General features: G+C 54.3%; 23 protein-coding genes and 2 tRNA genes. 10 read left to right on the forward strand and 15 right to left on the reverse strand.

All coding sequences use genetic code 11. From position 1 onward, the window contains the following. Window positions 1–134: 134 nt before the first annotated feature. The 5 genes from IGQ16_RS08430 to IGQ16_RS08450 all read left to right on the forward strand — a co-directional run bounded on the left by IGQ16_RS08430 (window position 135) and on the right by IGQ16_RS08450 (window position 6314). Window positions 135–1154, forward strand: coding sequence for a hypothetical protein (locus IGQ16_RS08430; protein ID WP_024124473.1), 1020 nt, complete (start codon window positions 135–137; stop codon window positions 1152–1154). A gap of 62 nt (window positions 1155–1216) precedes the next feature. Then, on the forward strand, window positions 1217–2164 hold the full coding sequence (locus IGQ16_RS08435) for a F0F1 ATP synthase subunit gamma (protein ID WP_024124472.1): 948 nt from the start codon (window positions 1217–1219) through the stop codon (window positions 2162–2164). A gap of 10 nt (window positions 2165–2174) precedes the next feature. After that, on the forward strand, window positions 2175–3263 hold the full coding sequence (locus tag IGQ16_RS08440; RefSeq protein ID WP_297061049.1) for a glycosyltransferase family 4 protein: 1089 nt from the start codon (window positions 2175–2177) through the stop codon (window positions 3261–3263). 55 nt (window positions 3264–3318) lie between these two features. Then, the gene (locus IGQ16_RS08445; RefSeq protein WP_024124470.1) at window positions 3319–4359 is read left to right on the forward strand and encodes a SpoIID/LytB domain-containing protein; all 1041 of its coding nucleotides are present in this window, start codon (window positions 3319–3321) and stop codon (window positions 4357–4359) included. Between the two features lie 257 nt (window positions 4360–4616). Next, window positions 4617–6314 (forward strand): hypothetical protein, encoded by a 1698-nt coding sequence (locus tag IGQ16_RS08450; RefSeq protein WP_297061052.1) that lies wholly within the window; start codon window positions 4617–4619, stop codon window positions 6312–6314. 30 nt (window positions 6315–6344) lie between these two features. Here the strand turns inward: IGQ16_RS08450 and IGQ16_RS08455 are convergent, their stop codons facing one another. Continuing rightward, the gene (locus IGQ16_RS08455) at window positions 6345–6980 is read right to left on the reverse strand and encodes a TMEM165/GDT1 family protein (RefSeq protein ID WP_297061055.1); all 636 of its coding nucleotides are present in this window, start codon (window positions 6978–6980) and stop codon (window positions 6345–6347) included. A gap of 45 nt (window positions 6981–7025) precedes the next feature. On the opposite strand from IGQ16_RS08455, the gene IGQ16_RS08460 reads away from it, so the two are divergent. After that, the gene (locus IGQ16_RS08460) at window positions 7026–8465 is read left to right on the forward strand and encodes a TldD/PmbA family protein (protein WP_297061057.1); all 1440 of its coding nucleotides are present in this window, start codon (window positions 7026–7028) and stop codon (window positions 8463–8465) included. A gap of 4 nt (window positions 8466–8469) precedes the next feature. On the opposite strand, the gene IGQ16_RS08465 is transcribed toward IGQ16_RS08460, so the two are convergent. Both IGQ16_RS08465 and IGQ16_RS08470 read right to left on the reverse strand, forming a co-directional pair. After that, a tRNA-Leu gene (locus IGQ16_RS08465) sits at window positions 8470–8551 on the reverse strand. Between the two features lie 34 nt (window positions 8552–8585). Next, a complete protein-coding gene (locus tag IGQ16_RS08470) occupies window positions 8586–10253 on the reverse strand; it encodes a hypothetical protein (RefSeq protein WP_297061060.1) in 1668 nt (555 codons plus the stop codon). A gap of 112 nt (window positions 10254–10365) precedes the next feature. On the opposite strand from IGQ16_RS08470, the gene IGQ16_RS08475 reads away from it, so the two are divergent. Further along, window positions 10366–10439: transfer RNA gene (locus IGQ16_RS08475), tRNA-Arg, on the forward strand. A 129-nt stretch (window positions 10440–10568) separates the two neighbouring features. On the opposite strand, the gene fba is transcribed toward IGQ16_RS08475, so the two are convergent. The 5 genes from fba to IGQ16_RS08500 all read right to left on the reverse strand — a co-directional run bounded on the left by fba (window position 10569) and on the right by IGQ16_RS08500 (window position 15305). Beyond that, window positions 10569–11648 (reverse strand): class II fructose-bisphosphate aldolase, encoded by a 1080-nt coding sequence (gene fba / locus IGQ16_RS08480; protein ID WP_011056231.1) that lies wholly within the window; start codon window positions 11646–11648, stop codon window positions 10569–10571. 159 nt (window positions 11649–11807) lie between these two features. Further along, on the reverse strand, window positions 11808–12053 hold the full coding sequence (locus IGQ16_RS08485) for a type II toxin-antitoxin system HicB family antitoxin (RefSeq protein ID WP_297061063.1): 246 nt from the start codon (window positions 12051–12053) through the stop codon (window positions 11808–11810). A gap of 8 nt (window positions 12054–12061) precedes the next feature. After that, window positions 12062–13456 carry a protoporphyrinogen oxidase gene (gene hemG, locus IGQ16_RS08490; RefSeq protein ID WP_297061065.1) on the reverse strand — a complete coding sequence of 465 codons (1395 nt, stop codon included), beginning with the start codon at window positions 13454–13456 and terminating at the stop codon, window positions 12062–12064. 27 nt (window positions 13457–13483) lie between these two features. Then, window positions 13484–13687: a DUF2811 domain-containing protein gene (locus tag IGQ16_RS08495; RefSeq protein ID WP_011056228.1), complete on the reverse strand. Its 204-nt coding sequence runs from the start codon at window positions 13685–13687 to the stop codon at window positions 13484–13486. Window positions 13688–14225: 538 nt separating this feature from the next. Further along, on the reverse strand, window positions 14226–15305 hold the full coding sequence (locus IGQ16_RS08500) for a Ycf66 family protein (protein WP_024124462.1): 1080 nt from the start codon (window positions 15303–15305) through the stop codon (window positions 14226–14228). A gap of 383 nt (window positions 15306–15688) precedes the next feature. Between IGQ16_RS08500 and murC the strand changes: the two genes are divergently transcribed. The 3 genes from murC to IGQ16_RS08515 are packed head-to-tail and all read left to right on the forward strand — an operon-like array spanning window position 15689 to window position 19118. Further along, window positions 15689–17113 carry a UDP-N-acetylmuramate--L-alanine ligase gene (gene murC, locus IGQ16_RS08505; RefSeq protein WP_367116121.1) on the forward strand — a complete coding sequence of 475 codons (1425 nt, stop codon included), beginning with the start codon at window positions 15689–15691 and terminating at the stop codon, window positions 17111–17113. Continuing rightward, window positions 17110–18015 carry a UDP-N-acetylmuramate dehydrogenase gene (murB, locus tag IGQ16_RS08510; RefSeq protein WP_024124460.1) on the forward strand — a complete coding sequence of 302 codons (906 nt, stop codon included), beginning with the start codon at window positions 17110–17112 and terminating at the stop codon, window positions 18013–18015. Before murC ends, murB begins: the two co-directional genes overlap by 4 nt. Before the next feature lie 5 nt (window positions 18016–18020). Next, a complete protein-coding gene (locus IGQ16_RS08515) occupies window positions 18021–19118 on the forward strand; it encodes a glycosyltransferase (protein ID WP_024124459.1) in 1098 nt (365 codons plus the stop codon). Here the strand turns inward: IGQ16_RS08515 and IGQ16_RS08520 are convergent. The 7 genes from IGQ16_RS08520 to IGQ16_RS08550 all read right to left on the reverse strand — a co-directional run bounded on the left by IGQ16_RS08520 (window position 19113) and on the right by IGQ16_RS08550 (window position 25596). Then, complete coding sequence (locus tag IGQ16_RS08520; RefSeq protein ID WP_157869651.1) at window positions 19113–19262, reverse strand: hypothetical protein; 150 nt, start codon at window positions 19260–19262, stop codon at window positions 19113–19115. The genes IGQ16_RS08515 and IGQ16_RS08520 overlap by 6 nt on opposite strands. Before the next feature lie 554 nt (window positions 19263–19816). After that, window positions 19817–21535, reverse strand: a complete 1719-nt coding sequence (locus IGQ16_RS08525; RefSeq protein ID WP_024124458.1) for an NAD+ synthase — start codon at window positions 21533–21535, stop codon at window positions 19817–19819. Window positions 21536–21552: 17 nt separating this feature from the next. Next, on the reverse strand, window positions 21553–22254 hold the full coding sequence (locus IGQ16_RS08530) for an NUDIX domain-containing protein (RefSeq protein WP_024124457.1): 702 nt from the start codon (window positions 22252–22254) through the stop codon (window positions 21553–21555). Beyond that, entirely contained in the window at window positions 22251–22811 is a 561-nt protein-coding gene (locus IGQ16_RS08535; RefSeq protein ID WP_024124456.1) for a nicotinate-nucleotide adenylyltransferase, read from the reverse strand. The genes IGQ16_RS08530 and IGQ16_RS08535 overlap by 4 nt, the downstream gene beginning before the upstream one ends. Next, entirely contained in the window at window positions 22808–24121 is a 1314-nt protein-coding gene (locus IGQ16_RS08540) for a nicotinate phosphoribosyltransferase (protein ID WP_024124455.1), read from the reverse strand. The genes IGQ16_RS08535 and IGQ16_RS08540 overlap by 4 nt, the downstream gene beginning before the upstream one ends. Window positions 24122–24144: 23 nt before the next feature. Next, entirely contained in the window at window positions 24145–25134 is a 990-nt protein-coding gene (locus IGQ16_RS08545; RefSeq protein ID WP_297040893.1) for an o-succinylbenzoate synthase, read from the reverse strand. A gap of 12 nt (window positions 25135–25146) precedes the next feature. Next, on the reverse strand, window positions 25147–25596 hold the full coding sequence (locus tag IGQ16_RS08550; RefSeq protein ID WP_051372774.1) for a hypothetical protein: 450 nt from the start codon (window positions 25594–25596) through the stop codon (window positions 25147–25149). Window positions 25597–25821: the final 225 nt, after the last annotated feature.

Below are 25821 nucleotides of genomic sequence, written 5' to 3' on the forward strand. Positions count from 1 at the left end.
GCGCCCCAAAGTCCCAGTTCGCGTTTGAGGATGGAGGTAGCTTGAGAACTAACGAACGCCTTCTAGCCTAGAGGATAGGGACGGCGATCGCTATAATTGGAGCAATTCTTAGCACTCCCACAGGTATCCGGATCATGGCCAGTCCAGAATCCCCTAGCAACCAACCCGACGACCTATTAGAGAGCATCATCAGTGATTTGGGTGAGGTGGACGGCCCCCCTGCACAGGGTATTGATCTCAACTCCCTGACGGCTGAATTGGAGTCCCTCACCCTTACTGCACAACAGCGGGCGATCGCCCACAACCAATCCCTACAGGCGCAAATTAGCGAGCTCACTGCAGAACTCAACAATGTTCAACAGCAACGAGATCAACTGAGCCAAGACCTGGAGCGCCTTCAGCAGGCGCATGAAGCCCTCTTGGCTAAGATGAACGAACTAGGGGCACAGGTAGCAACCCCAGCGATAGAAACAGCCCCTCTAGAGGCGGAAATTGCCCGTCTTCGCGAAGAAAATGACACCTTGAGCGGCCTGCGGCAAAATCTTGAACAGGAACTGGCACAGGCTCTCATTCAGCAGGACGAACTGCAGCAGCAACTCGCGACGTTGCAACTTCAAGCCTCCCAAGTACAGGAACTGCAAGCTCAGCTAACTGCCCTGCAAACCGAAAAGGCGGCTCTGGAACAGCAAGTGCAAACTCTCCTAGCTGCTGCCCCAGCGGCGCCTTTGGAGGATACGGCACTCTTAGGGAAGTCTCCCAATGCAGACCTTGCTCAACGCTTGGTGGAGGTGACACGGCAACTCACCCAAGTGGAAGAAGAGCGCGATCGCCTGCACGAGGAACTTTCTCAAGTCCAAAACGAACTGCAGAGCCTACAGCAGGATTTAGAAGGATTGCGCAATCAATCCTCAACCGTTGTGCCCACCGACCTCACCCTTGCTGCCCAGGAAAATCACCGCCTGAAGCGACAACAACGGCGACGCGACACAGTGCTTTGGATCAGTGGCATTGCAGCAACTGTGGTTTCTGCCTTGAGCGTCAGCTTAAATCTCCCTCAACCCCTTGGCCGCATTCTTCCCCCTGTTGCTGCCTTAGCGGTTCCTGTGATCACAATGCTGGCCGGTGGGTCAACCCCTAGGGAAAAGACTGCTTAGGCGATCCCCCTCTGGGCTAAAATTTTAGGGCAGGGACGCTTTGCTTAGGAGTTTAGATTACCGTGGCCAATCTCAAAGCTATTCGCGATCGCATCAAAACAATTAAAGATACCCGCAAGATCACTGAAGCTATGCGCCTTGTGGCGGCAGCAAAAGTTCGCCGTGCCCAAGAGCAAGTAATGGCGAGCCGTCCCTTTGCCGATCGCTTGGCCCAGGTGCTCTACAGCTTGCAGACTCGACTGCGTTTTGAGGACGTGGACTTACCGCTGTTGGCAAAGCGCCCTGTGAAGACGGTGGCGTTGCTGGTGGTGACGGGCGATCGCGGGCTATGCGGTGGTTACAATACCAACGTCATTCGCCGAGCCAAGGAACGTATCCAAGAACTCGAAGCTGAGGGCCTCAAATACACCTTAGTGATTGTTGGTCGCAAGGCAGCTCAATATTTCCAGCGCCGCGACTATCCCATTGATGCAGTCTATTCTGGCCTAGAGCAGATCCCCTCCGCCAGTGAAGCCGGTCAAATTGCCAGTGAACTGCTCTCCCTCTTCCTTTCGGAAACGGTGGATCGGGTGGAGCTCATCTACACCAAGTTTGTCTCCCTCATTAGCTCAAAGCCGGTTGTCCAAACCCTGCTCCCCTTAGATCCTCAAGGGCTGGAAACCGCCGATGATGAAATTTTCCGCCTGACAACCCGGGCCTCCCATTTGGAAGTCAACCGCGAGAAAGTGACCTCGACCCTGCCTGCTCTACCCCCCGATATGATTTTTGAGCAGGATCCGGTGCAAATTCTCGATGCCCTACTGCCCTTGTACTTGAATAACCAGTTGCTACGGGCACTGCAAGAGGCCGCCGCCTCAGAATTAGCAGCACGGATGACGGCAATGAACAACGCCAGCGATAATGCTCAAGCCCTGATTGGTACCCTGACCCTCTCCTACAACAAAGCGCGTCAAGCCGCCATTACCCAAGAAATTCTCGAAGTGGTGGCCGGTGCTGAGGCTCTGCGCTAGGAGTTGACTTTTGAAGCTCCTTTTTGTTTCCACTTCGGTTGGCCCCCTAGGCACAGGAAAGGGGGGCGGCGTTGAATTGACGATCCTCAATATGGCTCAGGCCTTGGGCGATCGCCAGCACACCCTACACATCCTTGCCCCCAAGGGTTCTCACTTGCCAGTAGCGGCAACCATTGAAGAAGTAGCGGGAAACCTGCAAGTGCCAGCGCAGCATCAAACCCGCGATCAACCGATTCTCCTGCCCCCCAATAGTGTCTTAGCCAATATGTGGGCACGGGTGCGGCAGCTTCAACAGGACTTTGATGTCATTGTCAACTTTGCCTACGATTGGTTGCCCTTTTACCTGACACCGTTTTTAAGCCGTCCTGTGGGGCATCTGGTAAGTATGGCCTCAGTCTCCGAGGTCATGGATCAGGCGATCGCCAGTGTCATTGACAAGTATCCGGGAACCATTGGTGTCTATACCCGTACCCAAGCGGCCACCTTCCCCTTTGGCGATCGCTGTGTGTGTTTAGGCAGTGGCCTTGATCTTTCGCTTTATGACTTTTGTACAGAACCAGAGGATGCCCTTTGCTGGCTGGGGCGGATTGCTCCCGAAAAGGGACTCGAAGATGCGGTTGCCGCTGTCAATGTCACTCGCACCCCCTTAAAAATTATGGGACAGTTGCAGGATATAGATTATTGGCAGCGCATCCAAGCTGACTACCCCAATGCCCCGATTGAATATCTGGGATTTTTCCCCACCCGAGAAATGCAAGCCCATCTGCGGCGGTGTCGCGCCCTGTTGCTCACCTCCCGTTGGGTTGAGGCCTTTGGCAACGTGGTCATTGAGAGCCTTGCCTGTGGCGTTCCCGTCATTGCCTACAATCGTGGTGGGCCGAGGGAAATTATCCGCGATGGCCAAACGGGGTTTCTCATTACCCCAGATTCTGTTGAGGCTTTAATTGCCGCCATTGGCAAGATTGATCAAATTGAGCGGGCCGCCTGTCGGCAGCAGGCAGAGCAGGAGTATAGCTTAGCTGTTTATGGGGATACGGTGGAGCAATGGCTCCAGCGGATCGCAGCTTCCTTCCGTCCTAAATCAATAAATGTTGCATAGCAAATTCCGTGCTCCCCTATACAATAGGCAAGGTGCTAGCGGAGATGACACCTGAATGAGCTGGGTTCTGTTCCAAGGGACAAAACGGGGACGCTCACCCTTGCTCATTTCCTTTACGATGGCCACGATCGCCAGTGGGGGTCTGGGAGTCTGGTTTTTGCGGAGTTTATCACCGACACCTATTGCGCTGTCAGAACCAATGCCTTTACCGAATGCCGTTCAGCTCGAACGACCGCTACCCCGGCGGATTTTGGATGGCCGCGATCCCCTACTGGCAACTGTCCCGAAGACAGCCCCTCAGCCACCGATGGCTGCCTCTACCCATGCCAAGGCAATGTTGCCCCCAGTGGCTTTGCAACCCGTGCCTCCGAGCCAAGGCCCTGCCCCTCAAGTACGGGTGGCGATCGCCCGCGATCAAAGTCAACTCATTGTTGGCACCGCAGTCGCCACTACCGTCACCAATGATCAACAGCAGGTGATAACGCACCTTGCTCCTTCCCAGGGAGTTGTGGTAACGGCCCGCGAGGGTATGTTGCTCTGGAATGGTCAACCCCTTGCCCCCTCCCTGTGGCTTCGCCCCAGCAATCAACTCACCTTTGTTGGCGATAAATGGTATCGCGGTATTGTCCGCCTCATTGCCCAGGGCAATGCCATCACGGCTGTCAATCAAGTGGACTTAGAAGAGTACTTAGTGAGTGTGGTCGGTTCAGAGGTCTATCCCGACTGGCCAATGGAGACCCTAAAGGCCCAGGCGATCGCCGCCCGTTCCTATGCCCTTGCCCACATGTTCCAGCCCGCTAGCCGCTTTTTTGATCTGGGGAACGACGAACGCTGGCAAGTGTATCGCGGCATTGAGACGGAGTGGAACACCACTCAAGCGGCAGTGCAAGCGACGCGGGGTATTGTTCTCACCAAAAGCGGCCGCATCATGATTTCGATGTATGCCGCTACCGACGATATTGTGCGGGAGGTCTTTGGCGGGCGTGGCATGAGTCAGACAGGCGCCTATGAGTTGGGCAAGCGCGGTTACAACTATCTGCAAATCTTAGGCGCCTACTACCCAGGGGCAGGTTTGTCCCAAATTCGAACCCAATAACGATTTTTCACCGCAGTAGAGGGTGCCTATTTTGAATGTCACTCAGGAACGTGCCAAGTCGGGCGATCGCCAGGGTGCCCGCTCCTGTGGCAGCACAAGAAAACACAAATAGAATAGTGCTCGGAGTGGGTGCGCAGTGTGGCAAGCTGTAAAACGGATAGGCAAAAATCTACAACCATAGTGAGATTGTCTCCCAAAGCAAGGAAGAGCATTCCTAAATTTGGACCAATACCGTCGTCATTGCTAGGCTCTCAATTATGGGGTGTATCGAGGAATTTATTCAACAAACTGCTGCGCAAAAAACCCATCCTGCCTTTGTCCAGGGATGGCAAAAACTGGCGCTGAATCAATGGAAGTACAAAAACCATCAAGCAGCCATCTCCGCTCTCAATCATGCCCTAGCAATAGATCCTAACCTAGCAGAAGCTTGGTATCGTTTGGCACTGCTCAGTGGTGCTGATAGCGATTTGCAACAGTGCCTTAGGGCCTACGAAAGAGCCATTGAACTCAGACCCGACTGGCAAATTGGCATTGATTTTCTCAAATCTCTAAGTTATCTCCTCTACGTTTACAAAGATGTAGAAGAGCTAAATGAATGTCGCCAAAAAATTAGGGAATCGATATCCGATTTCTATCAACGGTTTCAAAGCTTCCCTTTGGATCAGAAGAAATATCTGTATCAGTGGTTGGGGATGCTGGGGACATTTTTACTGCCCTATCAGGGGGATGAAACCCGCGATCTGCAACAAAAATACGGCCGGATGGTCCATGAAGTCATGATGAGTGTTATTCCATCTGCCCAGGAACGGCCACAGATGCCAGCCCTTAAGGCCAATGAGCCACTGCGGATTGGGTTCGTCTCCGGTCACTTTTTTGAGCATACGGTTTGGAAACTGATGCTCCATGGCTGGCTCAAACATCTCGATCGAGAAAAGTTTCAGATGTACGGTTACTATGTGAGGGATTTTAGCGATCGCTGCACGGAGCAAGCAAAAACCTACTGTCATCGTTTTGTCATGGGCAGCAAATCCCCTCAAGAATGGTTTGAGGAGATCCGCGCTGATCAATTGCATTTAGTGATTTTTCCCGAACTGGGGATGGATTTAGAAGTGATTCAGATTGCCGCTTTAAGATTGGCCCCTATTCAATGTATGTCTTGGGGGCATCCCGACACCTCTGGCCTGCCCACAATTGATTATTTCCTCAGTAGTGAGCTGATGGAACCAGCCGATGGCGAAAAGTATTACGCTGAAAAACTCATCAGGCTAAAAAACTTGGGGATTGCCTTTAGTCCTATGCCGCCAGACTCGCGATCGCCCATTACCCGCGAGGAATTTGGCCTCAAAAGTGATGCGGTTATCTACGGCTGCCTCCAGAGTGTCTTCAAGTATCTGCCACAGTTTGACTATGTCTATCCAGAAATTGCCGCAGCTGTGGAAAATTGCCAATTTGTCTTTATTACCCACTTTATGACTAAAAAGAGCCGCCAACGGTTTGAACAGCGCCTAGAACGGGCCTTTGCTGCCAAAAATCTTGACTATAGGGAGTACTGCTTTTTCTCTCGCCCCTTAAACCTCTATGGCTTCACCTCAATGTTGCACTGTCTGGATATTTTCTTAGACAGTTTAGAATGGTCAGGGGGCAATTCAACCCTAGAAGCGCTGTACTATGCCCAAGTACCGATGGTAACCACACCGGGACGCTTTATGCGGGGGCGGCATACAGCTGCTATTCTGACGCTGTTGGGGATACCCGAGTTAATTGCCCCAGATGCGTCTGCTTATGTTCAAAAAGCGATCGAACTGGGTCAAAATGCTGACTATCGCCAGTGGATTCGCGCCAAAATCCAAAACAATCTCCCAAACGTGTTTGAGGATCAGGCGGGAGTGCGCTCCCTTGAGGAGTTTATTTGTGCTGCGGTGCAGGCGTTTTCCACCTCTGGCCGCCTCCTATAGGTGCTTCCGATTGAGAGCAAGATAATCAACCTAAGACAGCTTGGGCGTCCCTTGTAAGGCGGTGACAATCGCGAAGATTAAAAATAAAGCACCACCGCCCAAAGTCAGTGTCCGTTCTGAAATGCGCCCAGCTAGCAAGCCGCCACCCAAGACAGCGATCGCGGTACAAATCCCGTGGCCAGCAATGGCACCGAGGGCAACACCGAAGGCCTGGCTAGCGGCAGCAAGGGTAATTGTGGCAATTTGGGTGCGATCGCCCCATTCAGCCATAAAGGTTAAACTAAAGGCTTCCACAAATGCTGCCCAAGCAGGGTTACTGCCCCAACGGCTGAGATTGGCTTCCGCTTTTTCCACTGTTTCCACTGCCGCTTCACACTCGTCCTCACAGGGACTATTCCCCATCCGCCAGCCTTGAATCAGCATCTTGAGACCAAAAATGGTGAAGAGCAAAATCGTGGCGGAAACGGTGAACTCTCGGGGTAAAAGTTGAAAGACCTTGCCCACGGCCACTGAAAGCACTGTCATCACAATTAGAGCTGCCCATGATCCTAGGAAGACCCACCGCTTGCTATGACGAGTTGCCAAAATCATGGCAATAAAGAAGGTCTTGTCTCCTAGCTCAGAAATTGTGATTAGGGTTAGCCCCGCAGTAAAAGCCGTTAGCATAGGAAAAGATTCAAACTTTACCATCCCCTACAGTACCACGCTGGCATGACTGCACCGAACTTGACTGCTATTTTGAATCAGATTGATTTACCCCTCGATTGGCTAGGCCTACGTTACGTTGAGGAAATTGTCACGACTCGCAGTGCTCGGGATGGACATCCTGAAATGAACCAGCGATCGCGCCAACGGGGTGTCATGGTAGAGGTCCTTGTGGATGGTCAATTTGCCTATACAGCAACCCCAGATTTGCGCCCCAGCGCCATCCATGGGGCGATTCGGCGGGCCTATCAACAGGCGAAAACGGCCGCCCATTGGCGGGTCTTTAACTTTACACCAGCCGCGCGGGGCAAGGGCAAGGGGCACTACCGATCGCCCCAACAGCAACCCTTTGATAACCTTTCAGCGGCGGAGTTGAATTACCTACTTCAGGATATTTGCCATAGCCTGAAGGTGAGTGACGAGATTATACAAACCCGCGCCTTTGTCCAAACCGTAGAGACCACTAGCCAGTGGTTCAGCAGTGATGGCGGTCAAATTGAACAGCAGTTTTATCAAGTGCTCACGGACATGAGTGCTACGGCTCAGGGGCCAGGGGTCGTGCAGCAACGGACAGATCACGGTTGGTTAGCCCGCTGCTATCAAGGAGGGCTAGAGTGGCTGAGTGCTGATCAGTTGAGGGATCGCGCCCGTCACATTGGCGAGCAGGCCGTTGAACTCCTCAGGGCCCAAGAGTGCCCAGAAACAACCACAACGCTGGTCCTTGCCCCCGACCAAATGATGCTGCAAATCCATGAGAGCATTGGCCATCCCCTAGAACTGGACCGCATCTTGGGGGATGAGCGCAACTACGCCGGCGGCAGCTTTATTCGCCTTGAGGACTTTGGGCAGCGGCAGTATGGTTCCCCCCTCTTGAATGTGACGTTTGATCCCACCGTTAGCGGTGAACTGGCCAGCTATGCCTTTGATGACTTGGGGGTGCCGGCGAAACGCCTCTATCTGATCAAGGAAGGACGCCTGCTGCGGGGTCTAGGGAGCCTTGAAAGCCAGCAGCGCGCAGGGGTTGATGGTGTGGCCAATGCCCGTGCCTGTTCTTGGAATCGTCCCCCCATTGATCGTATGGCCAACTTGAACATCGAGCCGGGGACACAATCCTTTGATGAGATGATCAGCAACATCGAGTCAGGGGTATACATGGCATCCAATCGCTCTTGGTCAATTGACGATTATCGCCTCAAATTTCAGTTTGGCTGTGAATATGCCAAGCTGATTGAAAATGGCCGCCTGACCCGCACACTGCGCAATCCCAACTATCGCGGCACGACGCCAGAATTTTGGCAGAGTTTGATTGCTGTGGGAGATGTCTCCACCTTGGGCCTCTTTGGCACACCGTTTTGTGGCAAGGGCGAACCCAATCAAGCCATTCGTGTCGGCCATGCTTCACCGGTATGTGCCTTTGCCAATATCCAAGTCTTTGGTGGTGGCTAGGGAATGGGCGAGGTCAGACTCGAACTGACATGGGGAAACCCCGCTACATTTTGAGTGTAGTGCGTCTACCATTTCGCCACTCGCCCTCAGACTTATTACTATACCATGCTTTACCATGCTTTAGGACGACTCAGCCAGCTCCAGAGTGTGACAAGCGCGATCCACAAGGGTCTGTAGGGCGCCGAGTTGCTCAGTGTGCTCTGAGTAGTATAGGTTGGCATTGCCGCGATCGGTGTCCTCCCAAAACCTTGGCTCAGCTTGGCGCAGGCGATCGCAATTTTGATGAAAGAGGCGCTTGAATTCCGACAGGCCCAAAACCACTGCATCCTCCACCATGTCCTCAACAATCCGCTGGGCAAACTGGGGTTGCTGCCGTGCCAAGTAAAAGAGAGCGAGCCCCATTTGCAGTAGGCGCACGCCTGTACTTTTGCCATAGGGGCGATCGCCATTTTGGGGTAGGCGCAGTTCCGGCGGATTATCCAAACGAAGCATTTCCTCAAGGAGTTCCAGTTGTAGTCGCTCCTCCCACCGCTGCTCATTCACGAGGATTAAGACCTTTTTGAGCTCAGCGGCAAAGACATCCACAATGAAATAAAGGGCAGGACTACTTTGCGCCAACTCATACACTTCATTGCCGTAAGCCCGCAGATGATTCACACATTTTTGGGTGAGGTGGGGGCGCTGGTAATGTACCAGACTCTCAATAAACCGCCGATAGTGAAAGGCTAAGTTATAGAGGTTGCGTGCCTCATTGTGACGATTACCGTGTTTAATGGCAAAGCGCATCATGGTATTGAAGCGAATAATGATTAAGTCCAGCAAAATGTCATCGCCTCTACTGAGAATGTGTTGGGCGATCGCGCACATCTGGGAGCCACACAACGATGCTAGGGGAAACTGCCCCTCCTCCAAAAAGCGCACATAGGCATTCCCTAGGAGCCGGAAACACTTTTGCTCGTAGAAGGTGTGGTTCTCTTCAATCTGGCTAAATTGATCAAACATGGTCTTGAAGGCAATATCCCCCTTCACCGCACCACTCAAGCGAAAGAAATAGTCTGGATAGTTCGGCTTGCAACTGATATAGTCCTGAAGCAGTTCACTGACAGCGCTAATAATTTCTGCTTGCGTCCCACGAAATGCCACATAGGCCAGCAAATCGTCCAATTGGTTTAGGCCGGCAATGAGGTAGGCGTGACTACGGCGCAGAAACTGGGGTTGATAGGAGAATCTATCCCTGAAGATGACGGCAAGTTGACTCATGTAGCGAGACTGGTGGCGGTAAATTTGCTGCACCACGCTTTCCGGTTGGATCGACTGCAGGATATAGAAAATGTAGGGCAGCGCCGTCAAAATGGCTAAGGGCAACAGTCCATACAAATTCAAGAGAATGCTGCCAACGGGCTGCCTCCCCAAGTCTTGCAAAACCTTGATGTAGAAGATATGAGCACCTCCCAAAACTAGGCTCCAGACATAGATCAGGCTGATCCAGTCCTGCATGTACAGTTCAGTAATCTTGGGGATATTTTGGGCGGCAATGGAAATCACAATAATCAACGTGCCAAGGGTGAGGCCGATGACTGACAGCCACACCTCTGGGGCAAAACTGGTGTCAAAGGTGCCCGCAACTGACCAAGCAAAGAGGGTTGGAGCAGTGCGTTTGAGGTGAGCTACGACGACCTGAGCACCGCTATCTAAAAGGGTAAGGGCGGCCAGACTGACAGCAAAGGCCACCAGCGATCGCGGCAGATGAGGAGTGGTCAAGCACCAGCGGTGGAGTTTCTTCAGCATCTATCTCTTTGGGTCAATGGCCTCCGCTCCCGACTATGGCACACCAGTGGGCAAATTTTTTGTTCCCCTTTGAGATCTTGGAAAATTCATGCTAGTATAGTGTTCCTGACTTGGGCTTGTAGCTTAGTGGATTAGAGCGGCTGACTACGGATCAGCAGGTCGGGGGTTCGAGTCCCTCCAAGCCCGTTGAGTGAAACTATACTAAACATTGATAACTATAGAAGCATCGTTTTTTTATTGATATTCAAATGAAAAAGGGTGACCGTAGCCACCCTCCGTTACATGACTTATCGTTTCTTAGCGATCGCAGAGTTCCTAAACCACCACGGTTTTCTGAGTTACTTGCTTCAGTTCACCCTTGGCGTATTTGGCGGCATAGTCATCGAGGCTGAGTTGCTTGATTTTACTGGCGTTACCCGCGGTACCAAATTGCTGATAGCGATCGGCACACACTTTTTGCATGTATTTAATAGATGGCTTGAGGAAGTGACGAGGGTCAAATTCCTTGGGTGCCAAGGCCAGAGCTTCGCGCACCGCGGCGGTAATGGCTAGGCGATTGTCGGTGTCAATGTTGATTTTGCGCACACCGCTTTTGATGCCTTTTTGGATTTCTTCCACGGGCACCCCGTAGGTTTCGGGAATTGTACCGCCGTACTGATTGATGATGTCAATCAATTCTTGGGGCACCGAGCTAGAGCCGTGCATCACCAAGTGGGTGTTGGGCAAGCGGCGGTGGATTTCTTCCACGCGGCTGATGGCGAGGATTTCGCCGGTGGGTTTGCGGCTAAATTTATAGGCACCGTGGCTGGTTCCAATGGCCACTGCAAGGGCATCCACTTGGGTGCGCTCAACGAAGTCCACAGCCTGATCGGGGTCGGTGAGGAGCATCGAGTGATCGAGGGCACCTTCAAACCCGTGACCATCTTCAGCTTCCCCTTTACCGGTTTCCAAGGAACCAAGGCAGCCCAGCTCGCCTTCCACAGAAACACCAATGGAGTGCGCGACTTTTACCACTTCACTGGTGACAGCCACATTGTACTCGTAGCTGGCGGGGGTTTTGGCATCGGCTTCGAGGGAGCCATCCATCATCACACTGGTAAAGCCATTGCGAATGGCGGAGTAGCAGGTGGCAGGCTCGTTACCATGGTCTTGGTGCATCACGATGGGAATGTGGGGGTAGGTTTCCACCGCAGCCAAAATCAGGTGACGCAGGAAGTTTTCCCCAGCATATTTACGGGCACCCCGCGATGCTTGCAAAATCACGGGACTGTCGGTTTCGTGGGCCGCCTGCATGATGGCCTGGATTTGCTCCATGTTGTTGACGTTGAAGGCGGGGATGCCGTAGCCATTTTCGGCTGCGTGATCTAGCAGCAAGCGCATGGGTACGAGTGCCATAGGGTGATGTCCTCCTTAGTAGAGCGGATGTATCGCTTCGTTAACCTTACCGATAATCTTATGCTATGTTTGCTCGTTTATGTTACAGGGCAGCGATCGCCGGCCTATTGAGAATACAACCTTTTTCTATAGATAAGCGGTATCCAAAGAGGCTAGGGCTCAGAAAGTCTCGCGTACGGGAACTTCAATGCCGTTAATTACCGGTACCGGAATCCCCCGCGAGACATGGAAATAGATCCAATCCTCCAAGAGTTCGGCAAGACGCCCGCGGCATTCAAGTACGGTCTTGCCATTGGTCTTGACCCCCTCAAGGTCAGGAATTTCACCGTAAATCAGACCATCCTCTGCATTGAAGTGATAAACCGCCCGCTCCAGAGCCGCATTCATATAGTTCGACAGCGACATCCCTAGGATTAACCTCCTGAAAGGTAGGCAGCAACAGCAGCAGCGGTTCGATTGCCATGTTCGACGCGATCGCCCAAGGCCACCCCCTCCGCATAGTTACTACACAGGAAAAGCCCAGGGGTGTGGCTGAGGGCATGGGTCACCTGCTGCCACTGCTGAGGGTAGCCCACAAGATATTGGGGAATCGCCCGTCGCCAAACTTTCATACCGAGTAATCGTGCCTTGGCGGCGGGTAAATCAAGGAGGCGGGTCAAATCCTGCTGCACTTGCTGGACAATGGCTTCTTCCCTAAGGCTAGCCAAATCAGGATCCGTGGCACCGCCAATAAAACTTGTAAAGACTTGCCAGCCGGCGGGGGTGCGTTGGGGAAAAAGACAGGACGACCAAATGGTGCCAAGGGTACGGATGCCCTGGCCACGAGGAATCAGTACGCCAAATCCGGGGCGTACACTGCGTCCCAGTCCCGCGGGGTAGGCCAAGACCACACAGGCCACGGTGGGATAGGGGATGGCAGCCAAAACACGGGCGATCGCTGGCTGAAAGGGCGCTACCAACGCCGCGGTTTGATAGGCAGGCGTTGCCAAGACCACACTGCGGGCCTGCCACGTTTGCTCACCACTGCGCAGCAGATAGCCACCATTGGGTTCTGGGGTGATTGCTTCAACGGGGGTTTGCAGGTGAACCGGTGCCTTCAATTGTTGGGCGATCGCCCGCGGCAGAGCAGCCAAGCCTTCCTTAAAGGAGCCCAGTTCCCCTGGTCGCATTTGCACCTCTGCAGGTGGCCTTGGTTTAGGAGGTTGTTGGCGCCGCAGGCGCAGGGCGCCGGCAATGAGCCCACCCCCTAGTTTTTCCAGTTGGGCAATACGACGAAAAGCAGCAGCGGCACTCAATTGTTGCGGATCACCGGCGTAAACCCCAGAGACAAAGGGGGCCACCAGTCGTTCAGCCACCTCTTGCCCCAAATGGCGACGGAAAAATGAATTAACCGACTCATCCCCACTGCCCAGATAGGGGGGCACAAACCCCAAGGCACCAAGGGCTGCCCGCACTTTTCCCCAAGGGCTGAGTAAATTTGAGGTGGCCAAAGCAAGGGGACGGGTGGGTTCGAGGGGGTAGAGTTCCCCCCGCCAGTAGATGTAGCGCGGTAGGTGGCGATCGCCCCGAATTAGCTCTGAGTGCAAGCCCACCTCAGCAATGAGTTGTAGGAGGGCAGGGGTGGGTGCAAAGCTATTGGGACCCAGTTCCCAGACAAAACCCTCCGCCCCTTGGGTCGTGATATTCCCCCCCAGGCGATCGCTAGCCTCTAAAAGAACCCCACTGTACTGCGGGGCGCTCTGCTGCAACCGCCAAGCAACACTCAGGCCACTGAGACCACCCCCAACAATTGCGACATCTACCTCCATCACCCGTTTTGCTACCCTCCAAAGTGTTTAGGATCGCTTAAACAACGAGTCGAGATAGACCCGTGCCGTGCGGCGATCGCATTCTCCATTTTGCAGCAAAAAGAGTGACAGTGCGGCCACAAATACGCGATCCTGATCCCAATCGGGATGCCGCTCGAGGTAGTATTTCAGGGTTTCGTGTAGCTCCTCTGGAATCTCGGCAAGAATACTAATCGTGGCTTGCGCGTTCATACCGTCAGTTACCTCAATAAAAACAAAATTGCAGGCACAATCAGCTCGCCCTGGGTAAACCTGTGGAAAACTCCCATAAAAGTTCTGACCAAATCCCCAAACCGCTGACTCAGAGCGGGATTTAGCCCTACACTCCCAAGGTTTCAGAGCAAGTGAATCTCTATCGGTGGAACTCCATTGTCTGGGTTATCCTAGGGGCTGTCAATCCTTGTTTTCACCCATCTTGGCGATCACAATCCACGACAGAATGGGCATTTCCAGACTTTTGGCGCTCCTCACGTTTTCCCCAAGGCGCCAGCGGCAGTTATCCCCAGAAATGTCTTGAACCCTAGTCACAGCGCAAAGGCCTGTGGAAAACTTTACCCCCATCTGTGGAAAACCTTGGGAAAATTGGGGCATTTTTGGGGAAAGTTAGGGGAAAATTAAGATTCTATTAAGCTTTGCTTCAGAGAAAATAAAAGTGGCAAAAGTTATGAATTCCTGACTTTATGAACTTTTGCGGCGATTCGTCCTGCCCTGTACCCGCTGGAGTGAGATGTTACAGACGGGCTTCGGGGGGCGGCCAGTCACTGTCCTCAGTAGGTTCTGGATTTTCAATGGTTATCCCCTCTGCCATTGCCTCGTCCTCAGCATCCTCAACATCACTATTTTCAGGAATATCCCCTAGGAGATCGGCGGCAGAGGTGCGCGATTGCGGTGCTGGGGGCATCGTTTCTGTGGGTTGAGCATCGGCAGCAGCTTCAGAGACTAAAGGCGGCTCTGCCCCTGCCTTAGGGGTTGCTGTGGGTTCTGGAGCATTGACAACTGTTTCAGGAGATGCGGGTTCTTCTGGTGCTGCGGCGGTCACTGTGGCTTCTGGAGCCTCAACCCCTTTTTCAGGAGGGGCTGGCTCTTCCGAGGGGGCCACCGCTGCTTCTGAAGCAGTAATTGTTGCTGGTGCTGGCTCTTCTGGGGTACTAGCAGTTGGCGGCTGTAGCGTTTCAACACTTGACTCTTCTGGGGCGATAGTTTCGGCCCCTTCGTGATTAGCCGGTGTGTCTGCAGTTGGGCTGGCCGTTGGTTCAGCTTCCGCAGATTCTGCTGGGACTGCGGCAGCTGCCGCAGTGGCTGGAGTGGGTTGTTCAGCAACGGTAGTGGGGGTGCTTGCTGTCCACAGATCTGCTTTGATGTTGCCAGTATCCATCGGCGGTGGCGGAGTATCCACGGCAGCCTGGGGGCGATCGGGCTGCTTCCGGAAGCCCCTGCCCAAGCGACTCACCAGGCCTTTCAGTGGCTCACTGATTTTCGCAAAGGTACCTTCGGGCAGCAGAGACTGGACTTTTTGCCAAAGGGCTTGGGCTTTTTGGGTATCGGTGCGATCGCCGGGGTGGGTCAGTTGCCAGCGATAGCTGAGGGTCTGCCCGCCAAACCAAAGGATTAAAGCCACTGCAGCTGTCATTCCTAGGAGCAAGCCACCGCCAATGCGATCGCCATAGATCCACAGGGTCAAGGCAAAGAATAATCCCGCGCCACTGGCCACCAGATCAAACCTACGGTACAGTTCCGGCAGAAAGAAGCCCAACAGATACAAGCCTAAACTGGCGATCGCCATACTCCAAGCTAGCAAGTTCGTCAGCATTCCCAGTCCTCAGCAAGATAACGACACACCGACAAGGCGGTATCAACCTTCTACCATACACCCCGCTGAATTTATCTTCGCTAGAGTTTATTCTTTGTCGAACTCTTGAGCCACTCCTGAAATCAACCCTAGACTGAGCTATGCTCAATAAACTGCCTGCAAAAAATTTTTTCGCTCAAGATGACATATTCACCCCAGATCTGCCAGTATTAGCCCATGGAGCTTCAAGGTAACCTGCTATGATTAGCCTAAGAATTTATACCTAGTTCATGCCTAAGTTGATATTCAATTCATTGACTTGAGTCTATTGACACTACTATTTTTGGTTCTAAAAATTTTCTTTTGGCGGAGTAAAGGAGTTGCTTGTGGCAAATCGGCCAGTGATGGAGTTTAGCGGACGTCCATTCCACTTCATTGGCATTGGCGGTATTGGGATGTCAGCCCTTGCCTACATTCTGGCCAAAAAGGGCTTTAGGGTGTCTGGATCCGATTTGCGTCCCAATCGTTTGACCCAGCAACTGGCTGAGTTAGGCGTGCGGATTTTTATTGGCCAGAGTGCTGCTAACTTTGAAACGTATCCCTTCACCCCACTCCCTCAGGTCATTTGCTCCACCGCCATTCGCAGCGATAACCCTGAATATCAAGCGGCTCAACACTTAGGCTGTCCAATCTTTCACCGTTCCGATGTACTGGCGGCACTGATGCACCGCAGCCAAAGTATTGCCGTTGCCGGTACCCACGGTAAGACAACCACCAGCAGTATGATTGCCTATTTGCTGTTACAGGCTGGGCTAGATCCAACAATTATTGTTGGGGGGGAAGTGGCGGCATGGCAGGGCAACGCCCGTGTGGGTCAAAGTCCTTACCTTGTGGCTGAAGCTGATGAGTCTGATGGCTCCCTGCGCAAATTCCATCCCCATATTGGCGTCATTACTAATATTGAACTTGACCACCCCGATCACTACAATTCCCTTGAAGAGGTGGTGGCCACGTTTCAGCAGTTTGCTACTCAAGCAGACATTGTGATTGCCTGTGCCGATTGTCCAAATATCCGCGATCGCCTGCATCATCCGCGCCTGTTGACCTATAGTCTGCAACGGCAAGCAGGGGTGGACTACTGTGTGGATCATATTCAATACACCTCTGAGGGGACGACGGCACGGATTTGGGAGCGGGGCACCTCCCTTGGAATTTTGCAACTGAATGTTTTGGGTGCCCACAACCTGCAAAATGCCCTAGCGGTGATTGCAGTGGGACGGTATCTCGGCATTGACTTTGCCACCATTGCTGCTGCTCTTTTAGAGTTTCGCGGTGCCCGCCGCCGCTTTGAAGAACGGGGACAGGTGAATGGAATTCGCTTCATTGATGACTATGCCCACCATCCCAGTGAAATTATGGCTACCCTAGAGGCAGCCCGCCTCCAAGTGGGTACTCAAGCCCCTTGGCAACGGATCGTGGCGGTGTTTCAACCCCACCGCTATAGCCGTACCCAAATCTTTCTCGAGGCCTTTGGCCAGTGCTTCAGCGCCGCGGATCACGTGATCTTCACGGATATCTATAGTGCCGGCGAACCCAATCCCGGCACCATTAGTGGTGCCGATGTTGCCACCTGCGCCCGTCAGTATCATGCTTCAGTGGATTACTGCCCCACCTTTGAAGCGGTACAAACTCGCTTGGCGCATCTGCTGCAGCCGGGCGACTTGGTCATCTTCCTTGGGGCTGGCAACCTCAATCAACTGATTCCGTCTGTCATGGCGGATCAGGAACAATTCAGTGTCTCTTCCCTCACTGAGGCGATCGCCCTATGACCTTGGCCTGCTTGCCCCAAACCCAGTGCCCCCTACAACGTCAAGTCTCCCTAGCGGGCTTAACCACCCTCAACGTCGGTGGCTGTGCCGAATGGTTTGTGGAACCGCGTACGATTGCTGAACTGCAAGCGGCCTATACTTGGGCACAGGAGGAGGCACTGCCGATTACGGTTTTGGGGGCAGGGTCTAATCTGCTGGTGAGCGATCGCGGTGTGCCGGGGCTAGTGATCTCCACTAAGCATCTGCGCTATCTCACAACTGATCTAGAGACGGGACAACTGACGGTGGGTGCAGGCTATCCCTTGCCCAAGTTGGCTCACCAGAGTGCCAAACTCGGCTGGCGTGGTCTGGAGTGGGTTGTTGGCATCCCCGGCACCGTTGGAGGGGCAGTGGTGATGAATGCCGGTGCCCATGGCGGCTGTACAGCGGAGCGGCTGGTGTCAGTAGTGATTTTAGAACCCGATGGCACGTTGGCAGTGGTGTCGGCACGGGAGTTGGGCTATGGCTACCGCACATCGAGTCTTCAGGATACGCAGCGCTTGGTCCTGCAAGCCACATGGCAGTTGGAACCCGGCCATGATCCTGCCCAAGTGAAAGCAGATACCCAAAAACACCTGAGCGATCGCCTGCGGACGCAGCCCTACGATTTCCCCAACTGTGGCAGTGTCTTCCGCAATCCCCAAGGGTGGACAGCGGGTTGGCTAATTGAGCAAACGGGCCTGAAGGGCTACCAGATTGGACATGCCCAAGTTTCCCAAAAACACGCCAACTTTATCCTTAACTGTGGTGGTGCAACGGCCATGGATGTCTATCATCTGATCCGCTATGTGCAAACTGCTGTGGCCGATCGCTGGGCGGTGTGGCTGCACCCGGAAGTAAAGCTGATTGGCGACTTTGCCTAGGGTCTATGGCCATTACCCTCTGCATGATTGTGCGGGATGAGGCGGCACGCTTACCCCAGTGCCTAGCCAGTGTTGCCGGCGTTGTTGATGAGGCAGTAATTGTGGATACGGGGTCGCAGGATGAAACGGTGGCGATCGCCCGCGCTTGGGGGGCACAGGTCTATGAAATTCCTTGGCAAGATGATTTTGCCGCTGCCCGCAATGTTGCTTTAGGGTATGTGACCACTGAGTGGGTCTTAGTTTTGGATGCTGATGAAACCCTCACCCCTGCCTTTGCTGCTTTGCTGCCCCAAATTTGCCAGCAACCCAACTGGCTGGTGGTGACCTTGCTGCGGCAGGAACTGGGTGTCATTCCCCCCTATACGCCCGTAGCGCGTCTCTTTCGCCGTCATCCCGCCATCTCCTTTCAGCGCCCCTACCACGAAACCATTGATGACAGCGTTTTGGCGCTACAACAGCGAGAACCCCATTGGCAAATTGGTCATGTCAATGGTGTTGCCATTGTCCACAGTGGCTATCTGGGCGACCAGCGGCAGCAAAAGCAGGAACGGGCTGAGCGGATCATGCGTCACCACCTTGAGCAGCACCCTGAGGATGCCTACCTGTGGAGTAAATTAGCCGGTGTATATCTGGCTAGGGGCGACTGGGAGCAGGCTCAGCAGTGTTTAGAACAGGGCTTAAAGACTGAGATACTTCCGCCAGCGATCGCCCATGAACTTTACTATCAGCAAGGGAATCTCTACGCTGAGCGCGGGGAGTGGCAAGCGGCAATTGCCGCCTATGAAATGGCTCTAGGGACGCCCACCCCTGAGGTGATGCATCTTGCTACCTATCTGCGGCTGGCGGAAGCCCAAAAGCAATTAAAACGCTGGGGGCATGCCCTGGCCACCTACGATCGCCTGCAAAGGTTAGATCCGACCTGTGCCTTGGCCTATCAAAACCAGGGGGCACTGCTGCTGCGTCTAGGACAGGTCAGTGCCGGCCTTGACAAACTACGTCAAGCCATTGTCCTGCTGCGGGATCAAAATCCGGCGGAAGCCCAGCGCCTCACCCAAGAACTCCAAGCAATGGGATTCCTCTCACCCAGCTGGAAGAGTTCATAAAGTCTTTTGGATGAGGGGAGTTGTCCGTACCCGTTGCTGAATTGCCTCATCCCAAGGTTCTTGACCGGTCAACGACAGGCGCTCAATCAGGAGTCTCTGACCACCAGAGCGCAGAATCACATTGCCGCAGGTAATACAGGTCATACATTGACAAATTTGGCCCTAGGGCAGGGAACAGGAGGAGGGGTTTGGGTGGAGAGTGCAAATTACGCCAGAGGCTCCGAAGAGCTGCGGCTCAACTTTGACAAACCGGGATTTTGACAAAGTGGGATGGCAATAGGACCCTATCAAACATCCTGCGTACCATTGCGCCAATCATTCCTTTGGCGGTAGGCACAGACACCAAAATCCAGGGCTCAGTGGGGAAAGGCTGGGCGATCATCCCAACCAGATGGGCCAACCAGATGGGCGTTGTTCTCAGATAGCCAGCAGCGGGCCGTCAATGGGGCGAGAATAGGCTTGCTCAAGGGTTCCTGCATAGCCGGAGGGTGGCTTTGCGCTCGCAGAGGTAGGGATCAGTGGTCTCGATCCATGTAAAACCCAAGGGGAGTAACACCTCCTTAAGGGGGTTCGCGATTCCAGGATGCGGTTGGCAATTGGCCAACAAAAAGACAAAGACGAAAATACCCACCGCAACAGCGATGCTCATCGGATCCACCACCATGATTTTTCCCGCTGCTGGGAGTGCTACCCTCGGCCTACCACTGGGCTGCGATCGGCATGCGCCAACCGGAACCAAAGGCGCGATCGGTAATTTTTAAGCCCGGTGCTGCCTGCTGGCGCTTGAATTCTGCCCGTTGAACCATGCGCCGCACTTGCTGCACAAGGTCGAGATCGTATCCTGCAGCGGCAATTTCTTGATCCGACTGGTGGCGATCAATCATCCGTGCCAAAATGCCATCAAGAATGTCGTAGGGTGGTAAGCTATCCTGATCCCGTTGGCCGGGTTTGAGCTCAGCACTGGGGGCTTTGCTGAGAATGTGGGGGGGAATCACCACGGGGCCAGCGATTGGCAGATCGGGAATAGGACTGCCCTGCGCTGCCTGCTGGTTCAGCCAATGGCACAGCTCATAAACACGGGTTTTGGGGACATCGGCAATGGCGGCGAGCCCGCCACTCATGTCGCCGTAGAGGGTGCAGTAGCCCACCGCTAGTTCTGATTTATTGCCGGTGGAAAGGAGCAAGTGGCCAAACTTGTTGGCGATCGCCATCAGCAGGGTACCGCGAATGCGGGCTTGGATATTTTCCTCAGCCACGCCGCTGGCAGTGCCGGCAAAAAGGGGAGCCAGCACCTCGCTGTAGGTCTGCATCAGGGGAGCAATGGGTAAAACCTGCGTGGCAATGCCCAGGTTCGCTGCCAAGTCCTTGGCATCCGTAATCGAGTGCTCGGAACTGTAGGGGGAGGGCATCAGCACCCCCAGCACCTGTTTGTTGCCAACAGCAGCGGTGGCGATCGCCGCCACCAAGGCTGAGTCAATACCGCCACTGAGACCAATCACCACCTGCCGAAAGCCACATTTACGGGCATAATCCCGCACCCCCAAAACCAAGGCTTGCCAAATTTCCGCCGCTTCACCTCTGGCCAAGGGAGCAATCATAGCGGTGGGTTGCAAATCGCCATCTCGCCAGCGCACGGCTAGGTAGTCCTCACGAAACCCCTTGGCGCGGCTCACCACTTCCCCCTGCCGATTTACCGCTAAACTGGTGCCATCAAAAACCAAGTCATCATTGCCCCCGACCTGATTGGCATAGATCAAGGGACAGTTATATTGCCGCGCTGTGTGCTCAATCAACGCCTGCCGCAACTTGGGTTTGCCCACACAGTAGGGGGAGGCCGAGAGATTCACAATCAAATCCGCTCCCTGAGCCACCAATTCCGCAACGGGATTGCGCTCGTAGTGCCGCTGCCCCCAAAACTGCTCATTGTTCCACAGGTCTTCACAAATTGTGACGCCAATTTTGAGCTGATCGGTGGCCGTCGTCAATGTCAAGAGATTCTCTGTACTGCCGGGGGCAAAGTAACGGCACTCATCAAAGACATCGTAGGTGGGCAACAACTGCTTGGCGAAGACCTGTTGCACCTCACCTGCCCGCAGGAGAGCAGCGCCATTGTAGAGGGGCTTTTGACCCTTGAGGCCAGCGTCAGGGTTGGGCAAAACGGTTCCCACCAGTACAGCCACCGCTGGGGGCAGGGCACTGGCCAGGTGGTGCAGTTCCTGCTGCATTGCCTCAACAAAATGGCGGTTGAGCAGCAGATCCTTGGGGGGATAGCCACAGAGGGCCAGCTCCGGGGTAATGACCAAATCCACAGGGTGCTGGCTGCGGATCTCCTGGACGGCGGTGGCGATCGCTGCCGCATTGGCTCTGAGACTGCCGACGGTGGGGTTCAGTTGTGCAATCCACAGATGCACAGCCATAGACAATTCCTCAAAGGTTAGACAAAAACAAGGGGCTTATCCTTCAGGGGTGCAAAGGCCTCGCGATCGAAGCGGTAGAGGGTTGCCGGTCGCCCCGCCCCGCGGATGACTTTCTGGTGCGTATCTTGCAAGATGCCCAATTTCAGAAGCCGGGAGCGGAAGTTAGAGTAGTCGGAAAAGTTAGCCCCTAGGACGGTGCTGTAGAACTGATAGAGATCGTTGAGGGTGAAATACTCCGGCAGCACATCAAAGGCCACAGGGCTATACTCCAGCTTATTGCAGAGGCGGCGGTGACCATAGGCCAAAATTTTGCTGTGATCAAAGGCCAGATCAGGACAGGCACTCAGGGCAAACCACTGCACTGGCAACTCCCCAGGAGCAATGAGTTCGGCATCGGCAAAGCGCACCAAGGCAAAGTAACTCACAGACAAATAGCGTTTGCCATAGGTGGGATTCCGGTCCGATTCGCCAAAGGTGTACAGTTGCTCCAGATAGAGGTTACTGACGCGAATTTTTTCCGCCAAGGTGCGGTAAGCAGCGGCTTCAAGGGATTCCCCCTGCCGTACGAGGGTGCCGGGCAGGCTCCAATAACCGGCAAAGGGGGGCTGTTGTCGCTGCACCAGTAGCACCAGGAGGCGATTTTGATCCGTATCCACGGAGAAAATGACGTTGTCCACGCCAACGACAAATTCTGCCAGGGGCAAAGGGGAGACCGTCATGGGTGCGAGTAAAGTCCTTGCTCCTGAATATACTGGGCGATCGCTGGCAGGAGTTGTTGGGTATCCCCCTGTTGCCGATAGGTTGTCGAGGAAACCGCTGGCCCGCAGTAGTTCGCCAGTTCTACGTGGGGACACAGCCGCTGCACCACTTGCCAATCCTTAGGGGCAATGACAACGCCAGGGCGCTGCAGGACCAACAGTTGCACCTGGCCGAGGAGTTTTTCCGCCTGGTACCACTGGGGTAGCTTCGCAAGGACATCACTGCCCACCACAAGGGTGAGGAGTTCCCCTGGCCACTGCTGCTTCACCTGCTCAACGGAATAGAGGGTGTAAGGGTGGCTGAGTTCGGGGTGATGCTCGACATTGGGGCGGTTGAGACTGCGCACCAGTAAATTCAGCATGGCTTGGCGATAGGGCAAGGGGGTTTGTTGCCCCTTAAAGGGGTTATCGGCTGCCCACACCAAAATGCGGTCATAGCGATCGCTCAACCACTGGAGAATGTCCCCGTGGGCGGCTGTGGGTGGATCGGCACTGGTACCAAAAAGGGCAATGGTCATGGGCGCTGTCGTAACTGTTGGATCAAGGCGGCAAGGGCAGGGGAATAGACGACAGGCTGGGTCACATCCAAGAGAGTCTCTGGCAATTCCGCGAGGCTGGCGCGGTGGCGATCGCGAATGGTCATCAATGACTCCGGCGGATAAAGGGGGCACCCTTCCCTCATAACTGGTTCAAGGAGCGGTTTACCCCAAACCTGTTCCTCGCTGGCAAGGGCAAGGCAATCCCCACTGGGGCGGCGATAAATTTGCTTGCGTCCGGGTAGGGTCATTTTGCCACTGGAGATCTTCATTACCCCCTGACCATTGATCTCCACCAGCTTATAGACACCGTTGACCGGTTCTCCCGTAACCAGCTTCGTGCCGATGCCATAGGCATCAATACAGGCACCCGCTGCCCGCAGGCGGCGAATTTCCCCCTCATCGAGATCGCCACTGGCAATGATTTTGACGTGGGGCAACAGTTGACGGATTTTCTGGGAGAGGCTCAAGAGATCCCCGGAATCAATGCGCACCGCCTTGACCAAAATCTCCCCAGCGGCTTGGCGATCGGCAAGGGTGCCAATGGCGGCAAGGCTGTCATAGGTATCTACCAAGAGTGCCCCTTCGGGATAGTAGCGCAAGAAAACCGTAAAGGCCTCCTGTTCCGTACCCTTGAGGGTCGCGATCGCCATGACTAGGGAATGGGCCATGGTGCCTACGGGAACCATCCCCAACTGCTGCGCAGCAAGGACATTGGAAGTGGCCGTAAATCCTGCCGCTAGGGCAGAGCGGGCTGCCCACAGGGACGCTTGCGGACTGAAGGCGCGCCGCGTGCCAAATTCCAGGAGATCCACCTCTTCCCCCACCAGCTGTCGCAGCCGGGAAGCACGGGTGGCCACAAGGGTTTGGTAGTTGACGATATTGAGCAGACAAGTTTCTATCCACTGGCCTTGCCAGAGGGGGGCGTCAATGCGCAGCAGGGGCTCCTGGGCAAAGACGACTGTGCCTTCCGGAACCGCCCAGACATCGCCGCGGAACTCACTCTGGCTCAATAGCTCCCAAAATGCTGCCGGTGCACGTTCAAAAACCGCCAGACCTCTGAGGTAATCAATTTGCTGAGGCGTAAACCGCAGCTGTTGCAAATACTCCAGTACCTGAGCCAACCCCATCGCCACCAGATACGTATAGCCTCGGGGCAATCGCCGCACACTGAGTTCAAAACTGGCGGGTGTCCAAGCCAAATCTTCGCCGGCGTAGGTGGCCACCATTGTCAGTTGATAGAGATCCGTCAACAAACTGTAGTCACTGGTGGCCAAGGTGAAGCCTGTCATTGTTCTGGGATGTCGAGGATGTTTTACTTATAGTAAGTTTTACCATAATTGTCAAGGCGATGCCATTCTGCGTCGTACTCAGCCAAGGTGGTCAGCAGGGGTGCCGATCGCCAGCGGTCAACACCAAAGCCGAGGGCATAACAGGGTTGCCATGTTTCCAAAAGATGAAAAATTGCCGTGCGGGCGATCGCCCCTTCGAGGGCAGAGGAAAAGACTAGCTGCTGCGGTTCTAAACCCCGACGCAACAAGAGACTCAGCGCTTCTGGAGGACCAAAGAGAACCGGCTTAATCACAAAGAGTCCCGGCCAGCCGCGATCGACCCAACGCTGCAATTGCGCAGCATTGACCACACTTTCATCGAGAGCGATCGCTGTTGTCACCGCTTGGGCAAGGCTCAATAGAGCTTGCCATTGGTCAGGGGGTAGCGGTTGCTCCACATACTCAATTTTGCCGTTCCCATGGCGATCGAGCCAAGTCAACCAGCGGGTTGCAGTTGCCACATCCCAGCCGCCGTTGGCATCAAGGCGCAATTTTGCCCCTTGGGGCAGGGCTGCCAGTAACGCCTTGAGAATTTCTTGCTCCGCCTCTGGGCACAGGACACCCACTTTCCACTTGAAGGTGGTTTGTCCCCGCTGCCAAGGCTGCTGCCACTGCTCAAGGGCGGCCTGACCACTCCCTAAAAGTGCGCAGATTGGCCAAGGACGCACTCTATAGGGCAATCGCCCCACACTCTGCCATGCGGTGGCAAAACCAAACTGGGCAGCCGGTAACGCCTCTGGAATCGTGGCCATGATCTCTGGGGTCAGGTAGCCAGGGAGTTGCTCACACAGGGCAATATCAGCATTGAGGGTTTCGCTGCCCCAGCCGGGGAGGGGGGCAATTTCACCGTAGCCCACTTGACCCTGTTCATCTTCCAGACGCAGATAAATCCCTGAGCGCGATCGCCAGATCCCCTGCGCCGTTGTCAAAGGTTCCTGCAGAGGTTCCTCATAGATACGCCATTGCCAGCGCATCCCTAGCCCCCACTAAACCCGCTCGAGGGTGGCCTCAAGCAAATGTTTGAGCTTATGGTTGTTGTGAATGCCGCTAAGAAGGGTGTAGTGATTGGCATCCAACTGCCAGTAGTGCTCAAAACCCGTACAGCGGTTGACATCCCCCAGCAAAATAAACTGCTGCACGATCGCACGGGGGGTAATCCAGCCCTCCCCTTCTAGCCGACCCAAGAGGCTGTGTTGGAGCACATAGGTAAACACCTGCTCATCCAGTTCCAACTTTCCCCGTGACTGCAACACTAATTCTGGCTTAACTTGATCGGGAAATGTGATCTTGGCCGCCATTGAAAACCAGTCATCTTGGCCGTAGGAGACAAGAATCCTCCCCGTCACTGGAAGGGGTTCTTGATTGGCCTCTAGCCAGGTGCCCTTGAGCAGCCACCGTCCCCCATCCACTAAAAATGTATGATTCACGTTTCTCATACCCCCAATGGCTGTCCTGATTGTATCGTTACCCTATGGGTGGGGGTAGAGATCAGCAGAAATTTTTGTGACATACTTCCAACGCCCATGCTGACGCCTAAAGTGCAGGCTTCTTCGTGACCTCTGCTCCTGCATCGGGGCTTTCCTGAGCTTTAAGGGCGGGATGCCCGACCGCCCCCTGTCTCATAGGGGTTACCCCATTAATCAATCAGCTCTAGTGGAAAA

Origin of the sequence: Thermosynechococcus sp. M3746_W2019_013 (assembly GCF_015296045.1) — a bacterium.
In the GTDB taxonomy this organism is placed as follows: domain Bacteria; phylum Cyanobacteriota; class Cyanobacteriia; order Thermosynechococcales; family Thermosynechococcaceae; genus Thermosynechococcus.

Excerpts from the sequence above, each read along its gene's own strand:
- IGQ16_RS08450 (WP_297061052.1), top strand. The coding sequence starts at position 4,617 with ATGGGGTGTATCGAGGAATTTATTCAACAAACTGCTGCGCAAAAAACC.
- IGQ16_RS08525 (WP_024124458.1), bottom strand. The coding sequence starts at position 21,535 with ATGGCTGTGCATCTGTGGATTGCACAACTGAACCCCACCGTCGGCAGT.
- IGQ16_RS08500 (WP_024124462.1), bottom strand. The coding sequence starts at position 15,305 with ATGCTGACGAACTTGCTAGCTTGGAGTATGGCGATCGCCAGTTTAGGC.
- murC (WP_367116121.1), top strand. The coding sequence starts at position 15,689 with ATGGAGTTTAGCGGACGTCCATTCCACTTCATTGGCATTGGCGGTATT.
- IGQ16_RS08485 (WP_297061063.1), bottom strand. The coding sequence starts at position 12,053 with ATGTCGCTGTCGAACTATATGAATGCGGCTCTGGAGCGGGCGGTTTAT.
- IGQ16_RS08550 (WP_051372774.1), bottom strand. The coding sequence starts at position 25,596 with ATGAGAAACGTGAATCATACATTTTTAGTGGATGGGGGACGGTGGCTG.
- IGQ16_RS08520 (WP_157869651.1), bottom strand. The coding sequence starts at position 19,262 with ATGACCTGTATTACCTGCGGCAATGTGATTCTGCGCTCTGGTGGTCAG.
- IGQ16_RS08495 (WP_011056228.1), bottom strand. The coding sequence starts at position 13,687 with ATGAACGCGCAAGCCACGATTAGTATTCTTGCCGAGATTCCAGAGGAG.
- IGQ16_RS08535 (WP_024124456.1), bottom strand. The coding sequence starts at position 22,811 with ATGACCATTGCCCTTTTTGGTACCAGTGCCGATCCACCCACAGCCGCC.
- IGQ16_RS08455 (WP_297061055.1), bottom strand. The coding sequence starts at position 6,980 with ATGCTAACGGCTTTTACTGCGGGGCTAACCCTAATCACAATTTCTGAG.
- IGQ16_RS08540 (WP_024124455.1), bottom strand. The coding sequence starts at position 24,121 with ATGACAGGCTTCACCTTGGCCACCAGTGACTACAGTTTGTTGACGGAT.
- IGQ16_RS08530 (WP_024124457.1), bottom strand. The coding sequence starts at position 22,254 with ATGACGGTCTCCCCTTTGCCCCTGGCAGAATTTGTCGTTGGCGTGGAC.
- IGQ16_RS08545 (WP_297040893.1), bottom strand. The coding sequence starts at position 25,134 with ATGCGCTGGCAATGGCGTATCTATGAGGAACCTCTGCAGGAACCTTTG.
- IGQ16_RS08470 (WP_297061060.1), bottom strand. The coding sequence starts at position 10,253 with ATGCTGAAGAAACTCCACCGCTGGTGCTTGACCACTCCTCATCTGCCG.
- IGQ16_RS08445 (WP_024124470.1), top strand. The coding sequence starts at position 3,319 with ATGAGCTGGGTTCTGTTCCAAGGGACAAAACGGGGACGCTCACCCTTG.
- fba (WP_011056231.1), bottom strand. The coding sequence starts at position 11,648 with ATGGCACTCGTACCCATGCGCTTGCTGCTAGATCACGCAGCCGAAAAT.
- IGQ16_RS08460 (WP_297061057.1), top strand. The coding sequence starts at position 7,026 with ATGACTGCACCGAACTTGACTGCTATTTTGAATCAGATTGATTTACCC.
- hemG (WP_297061065.1), bottom strand. The coding sequence starts at position 13,456 with ATGGAGGTAGATGTCGCAATTGTTGGGGGTGGTCTCAGTGGCCTGAGT.
- murB (WP_024124460.1), top strand. The coding sequence starts at position 17,110 with ATGACCTTGGCCTGCTTGCCCCAAACCCAGTGCCCCCTACAACGTCAA.
- IGQ16_RS08515 (WP_024124459.1), top strand. The coding sequence starts at position 18,021 with ATGGCCATTACCCTCTGCATGATTGTGCGGGATGAGGCGGCACGCTTA.
- IGQ16_RS08430 (WP_024124473.1), top strand. The coding sequence starts at position 135 with ATGGCCAGTCCAGAATCCCCTAGCAACCAACCCGACGACCTATTAGAG.